The 14,724-nt window shown below is 63.0% G+C and carries 12 protein-coding genes, 2 tRNA genes and 1 other RNA gene; 2 read left to right on the top strand and 13 right to left on the bottom strand.

Features of this window, described 5'->3' with window-relative positions; all coding sequences use genetic code 11:
• Positions 1 to 581: 581 nt before the first annotated feature.
• Positions 582 to 1,853 (bottom strand): cyclopropane-fatty-acyl-phospholipid synthase family protein, encoded by a 1,272-nt coding sequence (locus FHW96_RS15485; RefSeq protein WP_172341466.1) that lies wholly within the window; start codon positions 1,851 to 1,853, stop codon positions 582 to 584.
• A 130-nt stretch (positions 1,854 to 1,983) separates the two neighbouring features.
• A complete protein-coding gene (locus tag FHW96_RS15480) occupies positions 1,984 to 3,009 on the bottom strand; it encodes a diguanylate cyclase domain-containing protein (protein ID WP_172341465.1) in 1,026 nt (341 codons plus the stop codon).
• Between the two features lie 155 nt (positions 3,010 to 3,164).
• On the opposite strand from FHW96_RS15480, the gene FHW96_RS15475 reads away from it, so the two are divergent.
• Positions 3,165 to 3,803 carry an FKBP-type peptidyl-prolyl cis-trans isomerase gene (locus FHW96_RS15475; protein WP_172341464.1) on the top strand — a complete coding sequence of 213 codons (639 nt, stop codon included), beginning with the start codon at positions 3,165 to 3,167 and terminating at the stop codon, positions 3,801 to 3,803.
• A 66-nt stretch (positions 3,804 to 3,869) separates the two neighbouring features.
• Here the strand turns inward: FHW96_RS15475 and FHW96_RS15470 are convergent.
• From FHW96_RS15470 to FHW96_RS15460, 3 genes are all read right to left on the bottom strand, one after another.
• Positions 3,870 to 3,955, bottom strand: a tRNA-Tyr gene (locus tag FHW96_RS15470).
• Between the two features lie 74 nt (positions 3,956 to 4,029).
• Positions 4,030 to 4,176, bottom strand: a complete 147-nt coding sequence (locus tag FHW96_RS15465) for a hypothetical protein (protein ID WP_172341463.1) — start codon at positions 4,174 to 4,176, stop codon at positions 4,030 to 4,032.
• Between the two features lie 22 nt (positions 4,177 to 4,198).
• A tRNA-Tyr gene (locus tag FHW96_RS15460) sits at positions 4,199 to 4,284 on the bottom strand.
• Between the two features lie 167 nt (positions 4,285 to 4,451).
• Here FHW96_RS15460 and rlmB point away from each other — a divergent pair.
• The gene (rlmB, locus tag FHW96_RS15455; RefSeq protein ID WP_172341462.1) at positions 4,452 to 5,282 is read left to right on the top strand and encodes a 23S rRNA (guanosine(2251)-2'-O)-methyltransferase RlmB; all 831 of its coding nucleotides are present in this window, start codon (positions 4,452 to 4,454) and stop codon (positions 5,280 to 5,282) included.
• A 128-nt stretch (positions 5,283 to 5,410) separates the two neighbouring features.
• Here the strand turns inward: rlmB and FHW96_RS26515 are convergent, their stop codons facing one another.
• From FHW96_RS26515 to hrpB, 8 genes are all read right to left on the bottom strand, one after another.
• Positions 5,411 to 5,902 carry an HU family DNA-binding protein gene (locus FHW96_RS26515; RefSeq protein ID WP_256432867.1) on the bottom strand — a complete coding sequence of 164 codons (492 nt, stop codon included), beginning with the start codon at positions 5,900 to 5,902 and terminating at the stop codon, positions 5,411 to 5,413.
• Positions 5,903 to 5,912: 10 nt separating this feature from the next.
• On the bottom strand, positions 5,913 to 8,354 hold the full coding sequence (lon, locus tag FHW96_RS15445; protein ID WP_172341460.1) for an endopeptidase La: 2,442 nt from the start codon (positions 8,352 to 8,354) through the stop codon (positions 5,913 to 5,915).
• Positions 8,355 to 8,490: 136 nt separating this feature from the next.
• Positions 8,491 to 9,210 (bottom strand): trypsin-like peptidase domain-containing protein, encoded by a 720-nt coding sequence (locus tag FHW96_RS15440; RefSeq protein WP_172341459.1) that lies wholly within the window; start codon positions 9,208 to 9,210, stop codon positions 8,491 to 8,493.
• Between the two features lie 44 nt (positions 9,211 to 9,254).
• Positions 9,255 to 9,590: a YbaB/EbfC family nucleoid-associated protein gene (locus tag FHW96_RS15435; protein WP_168604628.1), complete on the bottom strand. Its 336-nt coding sequence runs from the start codon at positions 9,588 to 9,590 to the stop codon at positions 9,255 to 9,257.
• Positions 9,591 to 11,390: a DNA polymerase III subunit gamma/tau gene (locus tag FHW96_RS15430; protein WP_371815731.1), complete on the bottom strand. Its 1,800-nt coding sequence runs from the start codon at positions 11,388 to 11,390 to the stop codon at positions 9,591 to 9,593.
• A 276-nt stretch (positions 11,391 to 11,666) separates the two neighbouring features.
• Positions 11,667 to 11,761: signal recognition particle sRNA small type (gene ffs, locus FHW96_RS15425), an RNA gene on the bottom strand.
• Between the two features lie 47 nt (positions 11,762 to 11,808).
• Positions 11,809 to 12,087 carry an ETC complex I subunit gene (locus tag FHW96_RS15420; protein ID WP_172341457.1) on the bottom strand — a complete coding sequence of 93 codons (279 nt, stop codon included), beginning with the start codon at positions 12,085 to 12,087 and terminating at the stop codon, positions 11,809 to 11,811.
• 33 nt (positions 12,088 to 12,120) lie between these two features.
• Entirely contained in the window at positions 12,121 to 14,568 is a 2,448-nt protein-coding gene (gene hrpB / locus FHW96_RS15415) for an ATP-dependent helicase HrpB (protein WP_172341456.1), read from the bottom strand.
• Between the last annotated feature and the right edge of the window lie 156 nt (positions 14,569 to 14,724).

Below are 14,724 nucleotides of genomic sequence, written 5' to 3'. Positions count from 1 at the left end.
TGATAACCTCCGACACGGACGCCTCCTTCAGTGGTGTTCAACACCTCCACTATGGCACATCGATGCCGTCGGGGGGCGTCCACCCCATCAGCTTTCAAGACCTCTCGTGCTCCTGCTCGTTGACGGGCATTCCTTCAGGTCGAGATTCTTGCGCGCCGCTTGATTTCATGGCGATAGGGAGCCGGTTCATGCTGATATGAGCTGGCTCCCTATCGCTTCAAAATGCGGGGGAATGTGCTTTATTCCCCCGACATAAAATCAGGGCTTGCGACCCGCAACCGATCCCAGCACAAAACCGCTATATCCCGACGGGAACGTACCGCTGACTCCGAAGAAATAGGCCATTTCGGCCGCTTGCGGACCAAAAAAGCCCCCGGCGAATGCTGTACATTGTCTTGCGCAGCACAGGCATGGTCAGCCGCCGCAATCGCGGCGAAGCAAAGGGCCGATTTAAGCGCAGCGTATTTTAGAGTGCGACAAAACATTGCTGCGCGGACTATCCGCACACCAAGATTTGTCAAGAAAACCTTAACCGAAAATTAACGAAGAATCAGCGCAAATCGATCAAGTTCCGCCCGTTTTCAAGCAACCTTAGGCGCCAGATGCCAGACCGGCGGGGCCTCTTTGGACAAAAGGCGGCGCATTTCGGCGGCTATATAGTCGCGGGTCATCGGCAAGGTGTCCTGCCGCTTCACGTTCTGGATGTGGAAATTGACCATATTGCCCTGACGGAACGCCTGTTCGGCCCCGACCAGATAGAATTGCCACATGCGCAGCAGTTCCTCATCATACATAGCCGCGATCCGGTCAGCATGCAGCGTGGTGCGCCGATACCATTCAGCCAGCGTATCGGCATAGTGATAGCGCAGCACCTCGATATCGCCGGTTTTCCATCCGGTCCGCTCGATGGCGCCCACCAGTTCGCTCATCGCCGGGATATAGCCGCCGGGGAAGATATATTTGCGCGTCCACGCATCGGTAAAGCCCGGCCCGCCCGCGCGCCCGATCGTGTGCGTCAGCATCACGCCATCATCGGCCAGCCGATTAAACGTATGACCGAAATATTCGTCGAAATGGCGCGCGCCGACATGCTCGATCATGCCCACGCTGGTGATCCGGTCGAATGTCTCGGTCAGATCGCGGTAATCGACAAGGCGGAACTGCACCTTGTCGGCAACGCCTGCGGCCTGCGCACGCTCCTGCGCAAAGGCGACCTGATCGGGGGCCAGCGAAATGCCCAGCACCTCGCAACCGTAATGGCGGTTGAGGTAAAGCCCCAACCCGCCCCAGCCGCAGCCTATATCCAGAACCCGCATCCCGCGCGCATCGGCCGGCAGATGCAATTTGGCCGCAATCAGCGCCTTCTTTTCCAGTTGGGCCTGTTCCAGCCCCACCTGAGGTCCGGAGAAATAGGCCATCGTATATTGCCGGTCCTCGTCGAGGAACATTTCGTAGAACTGGCGCGTAAGGTCATAATGGTGGCGTACATTGCGGCTGGAGCGGCGGCGATCATTGAACTGATCCAGACGCCACGCCACGCGGTCGATCATCCGGCTGAGCCGTCCCGGCGCGTCCATATGGGTCTTGGCCGCCTTGGCCTCGGCACCGATCATCAGCACCAGATCGCGGATGTCATGGGGCGGCTCGACCACCATCCACCCGCGCATATAGGCCTCGCCCGCGCCCAGCGAAGGGTTGCGCGCGATATGGCCTGCGGTGCGTCTGTCGGTAAAGCGCAGACATAGAGGCGCGCCCTGCCCCGAACCATAAAGATGAACCGTTCCATCCGCATCCGTGATCTGCAAAGGTCCGGTGCGGATCGCACGGCGGAGGAAGCGGTCAAGCAGCCACATATTTCATCCTTTCGTCCCGTCGCTAACCAATGCCGCAGACGCGGCTTCGGTTCCTCACCTCTGCCAAAAACACTTAACGGCGGGACGAAAAAACACGAAAATATACTAATGTCGCATCCGGAATGAGCGCTCAGGCCGGCTGGGCGCGGGCCTCGCGGCGTTGGCGTTTTTCCAGATACATGGCGGCGTCGGCATCCTGAAGCGCCTGATCGACGGTGGTTTCGCGCGGGTCGGCGCTGATGATGCCCAGACTGGCGCCGGGATAATCCACCGCGCAGCAGGGCAGATCATAATGCCCCTCAACCAGCCCGGCCAGCCGCCGCCGCATCGCCGCCACGGTCAGCTCGACGTCCTGCCCCTGCGCCGGGCCCAGCCCCGCAAGCACGAATTCATCGCCCCCCAGTCGCCCGAGCAGATCGCTGCCCCGCATACCTGCGGCCAGCCGCCGCCCGACCTCGATCAGGAAAGCATCGCCGGTTTCATGGCCATAGGTGTCATTGATCTGTTTGAAACCATCAAGATCGATAAAGGCCACCGTTACCCGCCGCCCCTCGCGCTGAGCTAGGCTGAACAGGCGACCAAGTTCCTGAAAGATGAAGCGGCGGTTGGGCAGGCCGGTCAGCGTATCGGTGAAGGAAAAGCCCTCAAGCTCGCGATTGGCCCGCTGGAGCTTTTCCAGCAGGTTTTCGCGCTGAATATGCTGCTGGATCAGGGTGCCGAACAGCAACAGCACCTGACGCCCCTCTTGCGTGATCGGGCGCTTTTCCGAGCTGGCGGCGCATAGCGTGCCGAACAGGCTGCCGTCCTCCATCCGGACGGGGGTGGAGGCATAGGTGCATATGCCCAGCGCGCGCGCCGCATCCGAATCGCCCCAGCACCCCGCCACATCGTCGGTAAAGGGCTGTCCGGCGTCCAGCGCGCGTTTGCACAAAGTGTCGCCCCAAGGCACTGAGAGCCCCTCGGGGATCTGCATCACCTTGCTGTTGCGGGCATAGAGGATGCTCTGGACACCGGCCGTCTCGTCGATCCGGGTCAGATAGGTGCTTTCCAGCCCCGTCACCAGTTCGAGCATGGTCAGCAAGGGGCGCGTGAGCTGTTCGACCGTCTGCGCGCTTGCGACCGTTTCGGAAATCTGACCCAGCAATGCGTCCGACATGGCAGATCCTCTTTCAGATGCGAGCCTTGCGATGGCCCTGTTTAGGCCCGCACCATGCCAAAATCCACGCATTTGGCATCAGGCAAAATGCTGAGTTGTGGGATAATTGCCATCGACTTGATCGGGACGCTCCATCCTGCCTATATCTTGAAACCATGAAGCAACTGTATCGCGCTCTGTCGCCCCTCGCCCTGCCCCTGTATTCTCTGGCGGCTCTTTCCCTGATCGCGCCTGTCCATGCCGCCGCCCCGGCGCACAAGCCTGCGGCGGCAAAAACGGCTGCTGCGGCCAAACCGGCGCTCACCGCGAACAATGGCATCATCCCCCTGCCGCTCAACCCGATCCTGCCCCCGGCACAGCGCCTGTGCAGCACCAAGACCTCTTCGGGCGTCAGCTTCACCATGCTGCGCCCCGCGACCGGCCCGGTCCCGGCCGAAGAGGATTATGTGCTGGTCAATTACATCGGTTATCTGGCCGCCACGGGCGCGGTGTTCGATCAGGGGATGCAGGCGACCTTTCCCGTCGCAGGCGTGATCCCCGGCTTTTCGCAAGGGCTTCAGATGGTGCCCAAGGGTGGCGTGGCGCGTTTCTGCATCCCTGCGGCCATGGGCTATGGTGCGCAGGCCGCAGGCCCGATCCCGGCCAATTCCGATCTGGTGTTTCAGGTCGAGCTGCTTGATTACAAGACCGGCGCCGAGATCGAGACCATGCGCAAGGCCCGCGCCGCAGCATCCGCGCCCGCAGCATCCGAGCCTGCGGCCACGCCTGCTCCCGCCAGCAAGCCGCAGCAATAAGGCCATGTCGAGCGTTGCGCCGGGCCATGTGTCGGGCGCAACCTTCCGGCTATTTGAAGGAAACGGTGGTGGACAGGGCTAGATTCGAACTAGCGTACGCTCTCGCGGGCAGATTTACAGTCTGCTGCCATTAACCACTCGGCCACCTGTCCACACCGTTATGCCTTTTTCAAGGCATTCGAGCTTGGGGGTCTCCCCCCGAACAGCGCCATTTGGATGGAGCCGCTCAGCCGAGGTCCGCGCCTATGGGGGTGTTGATCACGTCTGTCAACAGGCAGAAATCATTGTGGATAAATTGTCTGTCGAATGCCGGGACAGGCACGGCGGCAAAACCCAGCCAGAAGCCAAGCCCCTTGGGGCCGATCACGATCATGTGTATGGGAAAACTGCAACGGTGGTGGACAGGGCTAGATTCGAACTAGCGTACGCTCTCGCGGGCAGATTTACAGTCTGCTGCCATTAACCACTCGGCCACCTGTCCACACCGTCAGGCCTCTTGCGAGGCTATCCAGCTTGGGGGTTTCCCCCCGAATGGCCCCATTTGTGTGGAGCCTTTCAGCCGAGGACCGCGCCTATGAGGATCTTGCCCTTGCCTGTCAACACTCGAATTGGCAAAGGCGGGGAAATTTTTGCCAGAAAGGACAATTCATGAGCCGCCACAGCGACGACGACACCCAACAGGGCGGGCGCGGAAAGGGCAAGGCCATGCGGGGCCGTGCAGGGCGCATGCAGGGCGGGCGCGGCTCGGGCCGAGCCAGCAAGGGCGCGGTGCGCCTGTGGGGCCATCACGCGGTCGAGGCCGCATTGAAGAATCCCGACCGCAACCACCGCAAACTGTGGGCCACGCGTGAGGCCATTGCGAATCTGGATGGCGAGCTTCCCGCTGATTTCACGGTCGAATATGCGCAGGCCGCCGATCTGGGCCGCCTTGTCGCGCGCGATGCGCCGCATCAGGGGCTGGTGTTGGATTGCGATTGCCTCGAAGACATTTTCCTCGACGAAGTGCTCGATGGCGATCCCTCGCGCCCCATCATCGTGCTGGATCAGGTGACCGATCCGCATAATGTCGGCGCGATTCTGCGTTCGGCCGCTGCCTTCAACGCGGCTGCGATCATCACCCAGGATCGCCACGCGCCGCCCGAATCGGGCACGCTCGCCAAATCGGCCAGCGGCGCTCTGGAGGTCGTACCTTGGGTGCGCGTCGTCAATCTGGCCCGCGCGCTCGAAGAAATCGCCGAAGCGGGCTATTGGCGCATCGGTCTGGCCGGTGAGGCCAAGGCTACGCTCTCGCAGGCGATGACCGCGGGGCCGGTGGCGCTGGTGCTGGGCGCTGAGGGCGAAGGCATGCGCCACAACATCACCCAGCATTGCGATGCTCTGGCCCGCCTGCCGATCAGTGAGGCGATGGAATCGCTCAATGTGTCGAATGCGGCCGCCATCGCGCTCTATGCCGTAGCCACACGCGAAGGCGCCGAATAAGGCAAAGGGGGCCTTTAGAGCCCCCTTCCCGGCCTCAAACAAAAACGCCGCCCGGATGATCCGAGGCGGCGTTTTTTCTGCTTATGGCTGCGAGGCGTTTCAGCCATTCAGCAGTCAAAAACGGGTGATCAGTTCACCGCGTCCTTCAGGCCCTTGCCAGCCTTGAACTTGGGCTGAGCCGAGGCCGAGATCGCCAGAGGTTCGCCGGTGCGGGGGTTGCGACCGGTCGAGGCCTTGCGCTTGGCCACCGAGAAAGTGCCAAAGCCGACCAGACGGACTTCATCGCCAGCCTTCAGAGCAGCGGTAATCGCATCGAACACGCCTTCGACAGCCTTGGTCGCATCATTGCGGGTAAGGCCGCTGGCTTCGGCAACCGCGCCGATCAGTTCGTTCTTATTCATTTGGGTACCCCCGAAAAGGACGTTGAGAATATCTGTTTGAGTCGCCTCGACAGCGGGCGGAATTGAGCGATTTTTAATGCCCCTGTCAAAGCGAAATGCGATTAAAAACCCGCAATTATCCCCGAAAATCGGGGGTTTTTCGACGAATGGAAGGCTAAACCCGGCCTGTCGTCGCCCAAGGGCAATCCGCGACAAGGGCGTAAACCCGAGTCGCGGCATTGCAGCAAAATCAATGCGCCGTGGCGGTCGAAGGCGCAGCCCCGCCTGCAGGCGTCGCACCGGGCTGGCTGGCCAGATCGTCAGCCTCGGTCCATTCAATCGCCTGCGGCACCTCAACCAACGCGCGCGCAAGCACCTGATCCACATGAGACACGGGCACGATCTCCAGACCCTCGCGGATATTGGCAGGGATCTCGGCCAGATCCTTGGCGTTCTCCTCAGGGATCAGGACGGTCTTGATGCCGCCGCGCAGCGCGGCCAGCAGCTTTTCCTTGAGGCCCCCGATCGCCAGCACCCGCCCGCGCAGCGTGACCTCGCCGGTCATCGCCACATCGGCACGCACCGGGATGCCGGTCAGCGTCGAAACCATCGCGGTCACCATACCGATGCCCGCGCTCGGCCCATCCTTGGCCACGGCGCCTTCGGGCAGGTGGATATGCAAATCCTTGCGGTTAAAAATCGACGGCTTGATGCCATAAGCAGGCGCGCGGGCCTTCACGAACGAGAACGCCATCTGCACGCTCTCGCTCATCACCTCGCCCAGCTTGCCCGTGGTCTTGACCGCGCCCTTGCCCGGCACCGTCACGCTTTCGATGGTCAGCAATTCGCCGCCCACCTCGGTCCATGCAAGCCCGGTCACCGCGCCAATCTGGTTTTCCTCATCCGACACGCCGTGCCGATATTTGCGGACACCGGCGAAATCGGCCAGATTTTCGGGCGTAATGGTCACGCCCTTTTCCTTGCCCTCAAGGATCTTGCGCAAGGTCTTGCGCGCCAGCCGGGCAATCTCGCGCTCCAGCGTGCGAACGCCCGCCTCGCGGGTGTAATAGCGGATCAGATCGCGCAGCGCGGGCTGCGTCAGGGTGAACTCCCCCTTCTTCAACCCATGCGCCTCGACCTGCTTGGCCACCAGATGGCGCTCGGCGATCTCGACCTTCTCGTCCTCGGTGTAACCCTCCAGACGGATGATCTCCATGCGGTCCAGCAGAGGCTGGGGCAGGTTCAGGCTGTTGGCTGTGCAGACGAACATGATGTCCGACAGGTCGATATCCAGCTCCAGATAGTGGTCCTGGAATTTCGAATTCTGTTCCGGGTCCAGCACTTCGAGCAGTGCCGAGGCCGGATCGCCGCGGAAATCCTGACCCAGCTTGTCGATCTCGTCCAGCAGGAACAGCGGATTGCCCGTGCCGGCCTTTTTCAGGTTCGACACGATCTTGCCCGGCATCGAACCGATATAAGTCCGGCGATGGCCGCGGATCTCGGCCTCGTCGCGCACGCCGCCCAGCGATTGCCGGATGAATTCGCGCCCGCAAGCCTTGGCGATGCTCTTGCCAAGCGAGGTCTTGCCCACGCCCGGCGGGCCGACCAGACACAGGATCGGACCCTTCAGCTTGTTGGTCCGCGCCTGCACCGCCAGATATTCGATGATGCGGTCCTTGACCTTGTCGAGCGCATAGTGGTCGGCATCGAGCACCGCTTGGGCGGCACCGATGTCCTTCTTCAGCTTGCTCTTCTTGCCCCAGGGCAGGCCCAGCAGCACGTCGAGATAATTGCGCACGACGGTCGCCTCGGCACTCATCGGCTGCATGGTCTTGAGCTTTTTCAGCTCGGTCTCGGCCTTGGTCCGCGCTTCCTTGGAGAGCTTGAGCTTGTTGATGCGCTCTTGAAGCTCAGCGATCTCATTCGCCCCGCTTTCATCGCCGCCGCCCAGTTCGCTCTGAATCGCCTTCAACTGTTCGTTGAGGTAATATTCGCGCTGGGTCTTTTCCATCTGCCGCTTGACGCGCCCACGGATGCGGCGCTCAACCTGCAAAACGCCCAGTTCGCCTTCCATGAAGCCATAGACCATTTCCAGCCGCTTCAACGGATCGGTTTCCGACAGCAAGGCCTGCTTGTCGGCCACCTTGGCGCTGATATGGCTGGCGATCTGGTCGGCCAGAGCCGAGGCGTCCTCGATTTCGGAAAGCTGGTCGCCCGCGTCCTGCGAGAGCTTCTTGTTCAGCTTGGCATATTCGCCAAACTGATCGACCACGCTGCGCATCATGGCGGCGACTTCCGGCCCTTCGGCCGTGCCGCTTTCCACCGGCGCCAGTTCGGCGCGCAGCATCTCATCTTCCTCGGTCAGCGCAACCATGCGGGCGCGCCGCGTGCCTTCGACCAGAACGCGCACCGTGCCATCGGGCAACTTCAGCAGTTGCAGCACCGTGGCCACCACACCGACATCATAGAGATCGTCGGCATGGGGATCATCGCAGCCGGGGTCAAGCTGGGCCAGCAGGAAGATATCCTTGTCGCCTGCCATAGCTGCTTCAAGCGCGGCCACCGATTTTTCGCGGCCCACAAACAGCGGCACAACCATGCCGGGAAAAACCACAATATCGCGCAGCGGCAGCATCGGCAGCAACTGGGGCAGCGGCGCAATCACATTCGAGGGAGTGTTCTCGTCAGTCATAATCTTCCATTCAGGCTGCACCTAAGAACGGCGGCCCTGCGTTGTTTTTGAGGATATGGGGAGCAGATGCGCGCGGCGCAATGGGGAAATAGGCTGCAATCGCGCCATCCTGCAATTTGCCCACAGAGACAGGCGCCTATTTCGCCTCGCCAATCAACTTGCGCAAACGCTCGAGCGGCACCGCCATGCCCAACAGATCGCCGCGATCCTTACCCCCGCCCAGGTGCAGGCCAAGCACCCGGCCCGATCCATCGATCACCGCCGCCCCACTGCTGGCCTGCAACGCCAGCGTGCCATCGACAAAGGCATATTGCAGCGCCTCGGGCCCATTATAGGTCACCCGTGCGCCATAGCGCCGGATGCGCCCATCCCCGCCCATTGAGGCCACCACCCACACGTCATCGCCCACCGCCGGGCCCTTGTCGGCCAATCGCAGACGAGTTGCGCCATTCAACCCGGCCGGATCGGCGGCAAAGGCAGCCACATCACGAAAGGGCGAGGCCATCGGTACCGCTCCGGCAATCGCCAGCGTGCGCCGCGCGGCCCAATGTTGGCCATCGCCGCCGATACAGGCGTCCATCTTCACATGGTCGGGCAGATGTTCGGATTCGATTTGCGAGGCCAGCCCGCCATTCGGCCCGAACAGATGCAGCGCCGTCACCAGAAACAGCGCAGGCGGACGAGGCGCCAGCGGGTTGCTCGCGCTGGGCGGCTCGGTCATGTCCAGCACAAAGGCGGTGCCCGCCGACAGCTTTGCGCCATCGACGGTAAAGGCGGGATGACAGGTCGCGGTGATCGGATCGGGGGCCGGGGCGGCATCTTCGGCCTGCGCCACCGGCGCGCCCATAATCAGCATGAGGGCCATGGCGCCACGCCACAGCCCCATTTGCATTCTCATGATCAGAACGGCAGCTTGAAGCCCGGGGGCAGGCCCATGCCGCTCTGCGCCTTGGCCAGTTCGGCCCCGGCAACTTCATCGGCCTTGGCGCGCGCATCATTAAACGCGGCCGCGATCAGGTCCTCCAGAATGCCCTTGTCGGCAGGCACCAGCAGGCTGTCATCGACCGAAACGCCGATCACCCTGCCCTTGGCGCTGGCGCGGATCTTGACCAGACCGCCTCCCGCGCTGCCTTCAACTTCAAGCGAATCCAGCTTCGACTGAGTTTCGTTCATCTGCTTCTGGATCGTTTCGGCGGCCTGCTGGGCGGCCTTGATCATTTCTTCCATCGACTTCATTTAACGACTCCCATAGGACTGACGGCGCTGAAAGCCGCCAGATTGTCCTTCATCGGTAATATCCTGCGCCCCAGGAAATGCGGCCAATGCGGCCTGCATCAGGGGCGATTGCTGGCGCTGGCTGACCTGCGCCTCGCGGGCCTTGGCTTCAAGCTCCATCAAGGTCGGCTCGCCGCCTTCTCTGCGCTGCTCAACCTCCCACAAATCGCCGGTCACCTCGCGCAGGATCTTGCGCAGGTCCTCGACGATATTCATCGCAAAGCCCGGAGCCTGCTCGAAAACCAGCCGCGCGGGGGAAAGCTCCACCACGCGCACCTGTCCGCGCATCATCGCCCCCATCGGGATCGAGTAATGCTCGACATGCTCGACCAGTTCGCGCCAGTTCATCGCCGGGGCGGCAGGGGCCGGGCCATTTTCTCCCGGAGCGGGCGCCGGCATGGCGACAGCCTGCGCGGCAAGCCCTTCAAGCTTTTTCACCAATTGCCCCGGATCGGGCATATCGGCGGCGTGGAGGCATCGCAGCAGCGCCATTTCCGCCGCCACCAAAGGCGCGGGCGCGGTTTTGACCTCGTCATGCCCCTTGATCAGCAATTGCCAGAGGCGATGCAACTGACCGGGGGGCAAACGCTTGGCCCAATCCTCGATGGCCTTGCGTTCATCCTCGGAAACAGCCTTAACCTCGCCGCGGCCGACCTGCGCCACGGTGATGCGATGGGTAATCTCCATCGCGGACCGCATCAGGGCGATGGGTTCAACCCCCAGCGCGAATTGCACCGAGACCAGATCCAGCAAAGCCGCCCCATCCCCGCCCAACAGAGCCGCGAACAGCTTACGCTGCACACTCTTATCGGCCAGCCCCAGCATCTCGCGCACGCTCTCGGCGGTGACGTTGGTGTGGTCGGAATCGCTGGCCTGATCGGCATGAGCAATCGCCTGATCGAGGATCGAAAGCCCGTCGCGCGCCGAACCTTCGGCCGCCTCGGCAATCATGCCCAGCGCCTCGGCCTCGATGGCCACGCCTTCCTTTTCGCAAATGCCACCGAAATGCTCGGCCAGCAATTTGGCCGGGATGCGCTTCAGGTCGAAACGCTGACACCGCGACAGGACGGTGATCGGCAGCTTATCGACCTCGGTGGTGGCAAACAGGAATTTCACATGCGCGGGCGGTTCCTCAAGAGTCTTGAGCAAGGCATTGAAAGCATTGCGAGACAGCATGTGAACTTCGTCGATGATATAGATCTTGTAACGCGCCGAAACCGCCGCATAGCGCACCGCCTCGATGATCTCGCGCACGTCGTCCACGCCGGTATGGCTGGCCGCGTCCATCTCGATCACGTCGATATGCCGCCCCTCGGCAATCGCCACGCAGGGCTCGCACACGCCGCAGGGCGAAATCGTCGGTCCGCCCTTGCCATCGGCCCCCACGCAATTGAGCGCCTTGGCAATCAGACGGGCGGTGGATGTTTTGCCCACCCCGCGAATGCCGGTCATCAAAAACGCATGGGCCAGGCGGTCGCGCTTGATCGCATTGGCCAGCGTCTGGACCATCGCATCCTGACCGATCAGCTCGGCAAAGGTCTGCGAACGATATTTGCGCGCCAGCACGCGATAGGGCTGGGCTGAAACCACAGGCGCGGGCTTTGGTACAGAGGGGGGCGCCGGATCGGGCGCGCCGAACATGCTTTCCTGCCCCGCCTCTTCCAGTTCGGCCGCGCTGGGTTGCGCTTCTGGCGCGTCATCATCCCACGGCAGATCATCGCCGTCATCGTCGCCGCCAAACATGTCCGAGGAATCAGTCATCATGTCTGTCTAACTAGGGCTTGGGAGGAAGAAGGAAAGGGTAAATGCGAGGGACTCGTCCCTCGCGCTCCCATTACTGTATGCGTTGCGTGTCGGTTCGGCCAAGGCGTAACGCCGCACCGCCGGAGGCAATGATATTAAGCCGCTTCGCGGAAAGCCAGCGATATGGCGCCACCCCAGTAATGGGATTGCAAAGGGTCGAGACCCTTTGCCCGCCGGAGGCATAAACCACCCACCGCTCAAACAAAAAAACCAGCCCGAAAGCTGGTTCTTTGTAAAGTAGGAGCCGGCCGACCCGCGGCAATTCCGTTGTGGCTGCTTCCTTCCGGACCTGACCAGGTTGGCGGACGCAACGTCCGACCGACTCCCAGAGCGGCCTATGGCGAGGCTTGCCGCGAAAGGCAAGCCCCTTTGACACTTAGCGGAAATTATCCGCGTAGGCCTGCAGCTTAAGGCGGCGCGGCGGCGTGGCGTGGATGGTCGCCACGATGCCATGCGCGTCGGCATAGGCTTTCGCTTCATCCAGCGAGGCGAACTTGAGGTTCACCTGATTTTGGGTGTCGGCGCTGCCGGGCCAGCCCATCAGGGGGTCAGGGCGGCGGGCTTCGTTGGGCGCGAATTCGAGGATCCACTGGTCCAGCAGGGCCTTGCCGGACTGCATGGCGTTCTTCGGGCGCTGAAAGATACGTGCGGTCATAAGCGCTGCCATGCCAGCGAATCACGCCATAAATCAAGAGCGACGTTGGGCCTGAAACGCGTTTTTCGTCTTCAGGCTGGGGTCTTCGGCCCAAGGTTCGTCGGGCCAGCGGTGTTTGGGGTATCGCCCCTTCATGTCTTTGACCACATCGCGCCACGATCCGCGCCAAAATCCGGGCAGATCAAGCGTGGTCTGGATCGGTTTTCCACCGGGCGATGTCAGCAAAAGCCGCAAGGGCTGGGGCGGATTGCCAAAGGTGGGGTGGCGTTCGAGGCCAAACAGCGCCTGCACGCGCACCTCGACCGATGGCCCGCCTGCGTCGTCATAGTCGATGGGATGGGTGCTGCCCGCAGGACTGCGAAATTCGGAGGGCACCAGCCGGTCAAGCGTCTGCTTGCCGTCCCAGCCCAACCGGTCGAGCAGGGCCTGATGCAGCGCGCCCGGCTCAACCGTATCCAGCCGCCGTTTCAGATGCGGCCCCGCCCAATCCTCCAGATCAGCCAGCAAGGCCTGCTCGCTCAGCGCCTCCACCCCGGCAAAGCGCGCGCGCTTGAGCAGGCCCAGGCTGGCCCGCCCCAAAGGCAGCAAGCCCAGCCCGTCGGCCCTGATCCGCTCGCACAGGAAGGCCGTGATCGCGGCAGGATCGGGCTTGGGATCGCTGCCCCGCATGAACACGAAGGCGCCCAGCCGCCGCTCCAGCAAAGCCTCGACCCGCCGCTCGTCCGTCACCCAGCGCAGGGTCTGTCGCCGTTCGATCCGATGCGCCAGATGTTCGAGCACCTCGGCCTCGCTCAAAGCAATCGCCCCGGTGATCCGCGCGCCCTTCGCGCTGCCTTGCGCCTCGCCCACGGCCAGATATTCGGCGCGGGCCAGCGAGGAAAGGCCATCGAGGACCAGCCCCCTGCCCCCCGCCGCCAGCCATTCCTCGCCGCCGGCATCGCGCCTTTTGGCCAGATTATCCGGAAAACCTTCGGCCAGCAGAACCCCCGCAGGAGGAGCCTCGCCGGGGATGCGCTTGACCAGCTTTTCGGCCCGCCGCGCCCATTGCTTTGCCATCTGCCGCGCCGCATCGGCCTTGGCCGAACGATCCGTGCGCCAGCGGTCCAGCCGCGTCAGAAGATCTTCGCCCCGCCCGCCCAGAGCGCGCTCCTGAAGCAGGAACGCCAGCATTGCGGCTGTTTCCCCGCCCCCGCGCGCCGCGCCATAGAGCAGCATATGCGCCTGCTCCGGCCCCATGGGCAGGCTGGCCATCGCGCGGCCATGGTCGGTGATCCGGTCGCCATCGAGCGCGCCAAGGCTGACCAGTTTGGCCCGCGCCGCAGAGAGGGCCGCCGCCGGAGGCGGGTCGATCCACGCCATCGCGCCCGGATCAAGCGCCCCCCATTGAGCCAGCGCCAGCGTGAAAGGCGCCAGATCGCTGGTCAGCATTTCGGGCGGGTCAAAAGCGGGGCGGCCCGCGTGGGCGGCCTCCTCCCACAGGCGATAGGCGGTGCCCGGCCCCTGACGCGCGGCGCGGCCAGCACGCTGGGCCGCCGCAGCCTGCGGGGATCGCGTGGTGATCAGGCGCGTGACGCCCGCCGCCTTGTCATATTCCGGGCGGCGCGACAGGCCGCAATCGACCACCACCGACACGCCATCGAGCGTCAGCGAAGTTTCGGCAATGCTGGTGGCCAGCACGATGCGGCGGCGGCCTTGCGGGTCACGGCGGATCGCGGCGCGCTGGTCCTGCGGCTCGCATTGGCCATGCAGCGGCAGGATCGGCACATCTTTCAGCCGTTCCTCCAGCTTTTCCGCCACGCGGGAGATTTCGCCAACGCCGGGCAGGAAGGCCAGAATATCGCCCTCTTCCTCACGCCATGCGGTCAGGATGGCGCTGACCATCTGTTCGTCGATGCGCGCTTCGGCCCGCGCGCCCAGCCAGCGGATGGTCAAAGGCCATGCGCGGCCCTCGCTCTCGATCACCGGCGTATCGGGGCCGAGCAAGGCGGCGAAACGCTCGCCGTCAATCGTGGCCGACATGGGGATGATGCGCAGATCCTCGCGCAGAACCTGCTGACACTCCACTGCAAGAGCCAGACCTAAGTCACTGTCAAGATTACGCTCATGCGCCTCGTCGAACAGCACCGCCGAAATACCGCTAAGCTCCGGGTCGGCCAGAATGGTGGCGACAAAAATCGCCTCAGTCACCACCAGAATGCGCGTTGCAGCCGACTGCTTGCTGTCCAGACGAGTCAGATAGCCCACCGTCTGCCCCGCTTTCTCGCCCATCACCTCTGCCATGCGCTCAGCCGCTGCGCGGGCGGCAACGCGGCGGGGCGAGAGCAGGATCACCTTGCCGTCGCACCAAGCTTCGCGGATCAACGCAGGCGCTACGCTGGTCGTCTTACCCGCACCGGGCGGCGCGATCAGCACGGCATTAGGGCGGTCACGCAGGGCCTTCAGAAGTTCAGGCAGGACAGTATGGATGGGGAGGTCTGACACAGGTTTGCGTCATATGGATTTTAGAGGAAAAGGGAAGTGGGGCTCGGGCGGAGGGTTTTAGATGCCTCCGGCGGGCAAAGGGCGGGGGCCCTTTGCAATCCCGATACTTTGTGGCGCCATGAGATCAACCTTGCGTGACCTGGCCGCGCCGCAGGC

This window comes from Novosphingobium sp. SG751A, assembly GCF_013149295.1.
Classification (GTDB): domain Bacteria; phylum Pseudomonadota; class Alphaproteobacteria; order Sphingomonadales; family Sphingomonadaceae; genus Novosphingobium.
The sequence above is the reverse complement of the archived record's forward strand: the minus strand, read 5'-3'. Positions and strand labels throughout refer to the sequence as shown.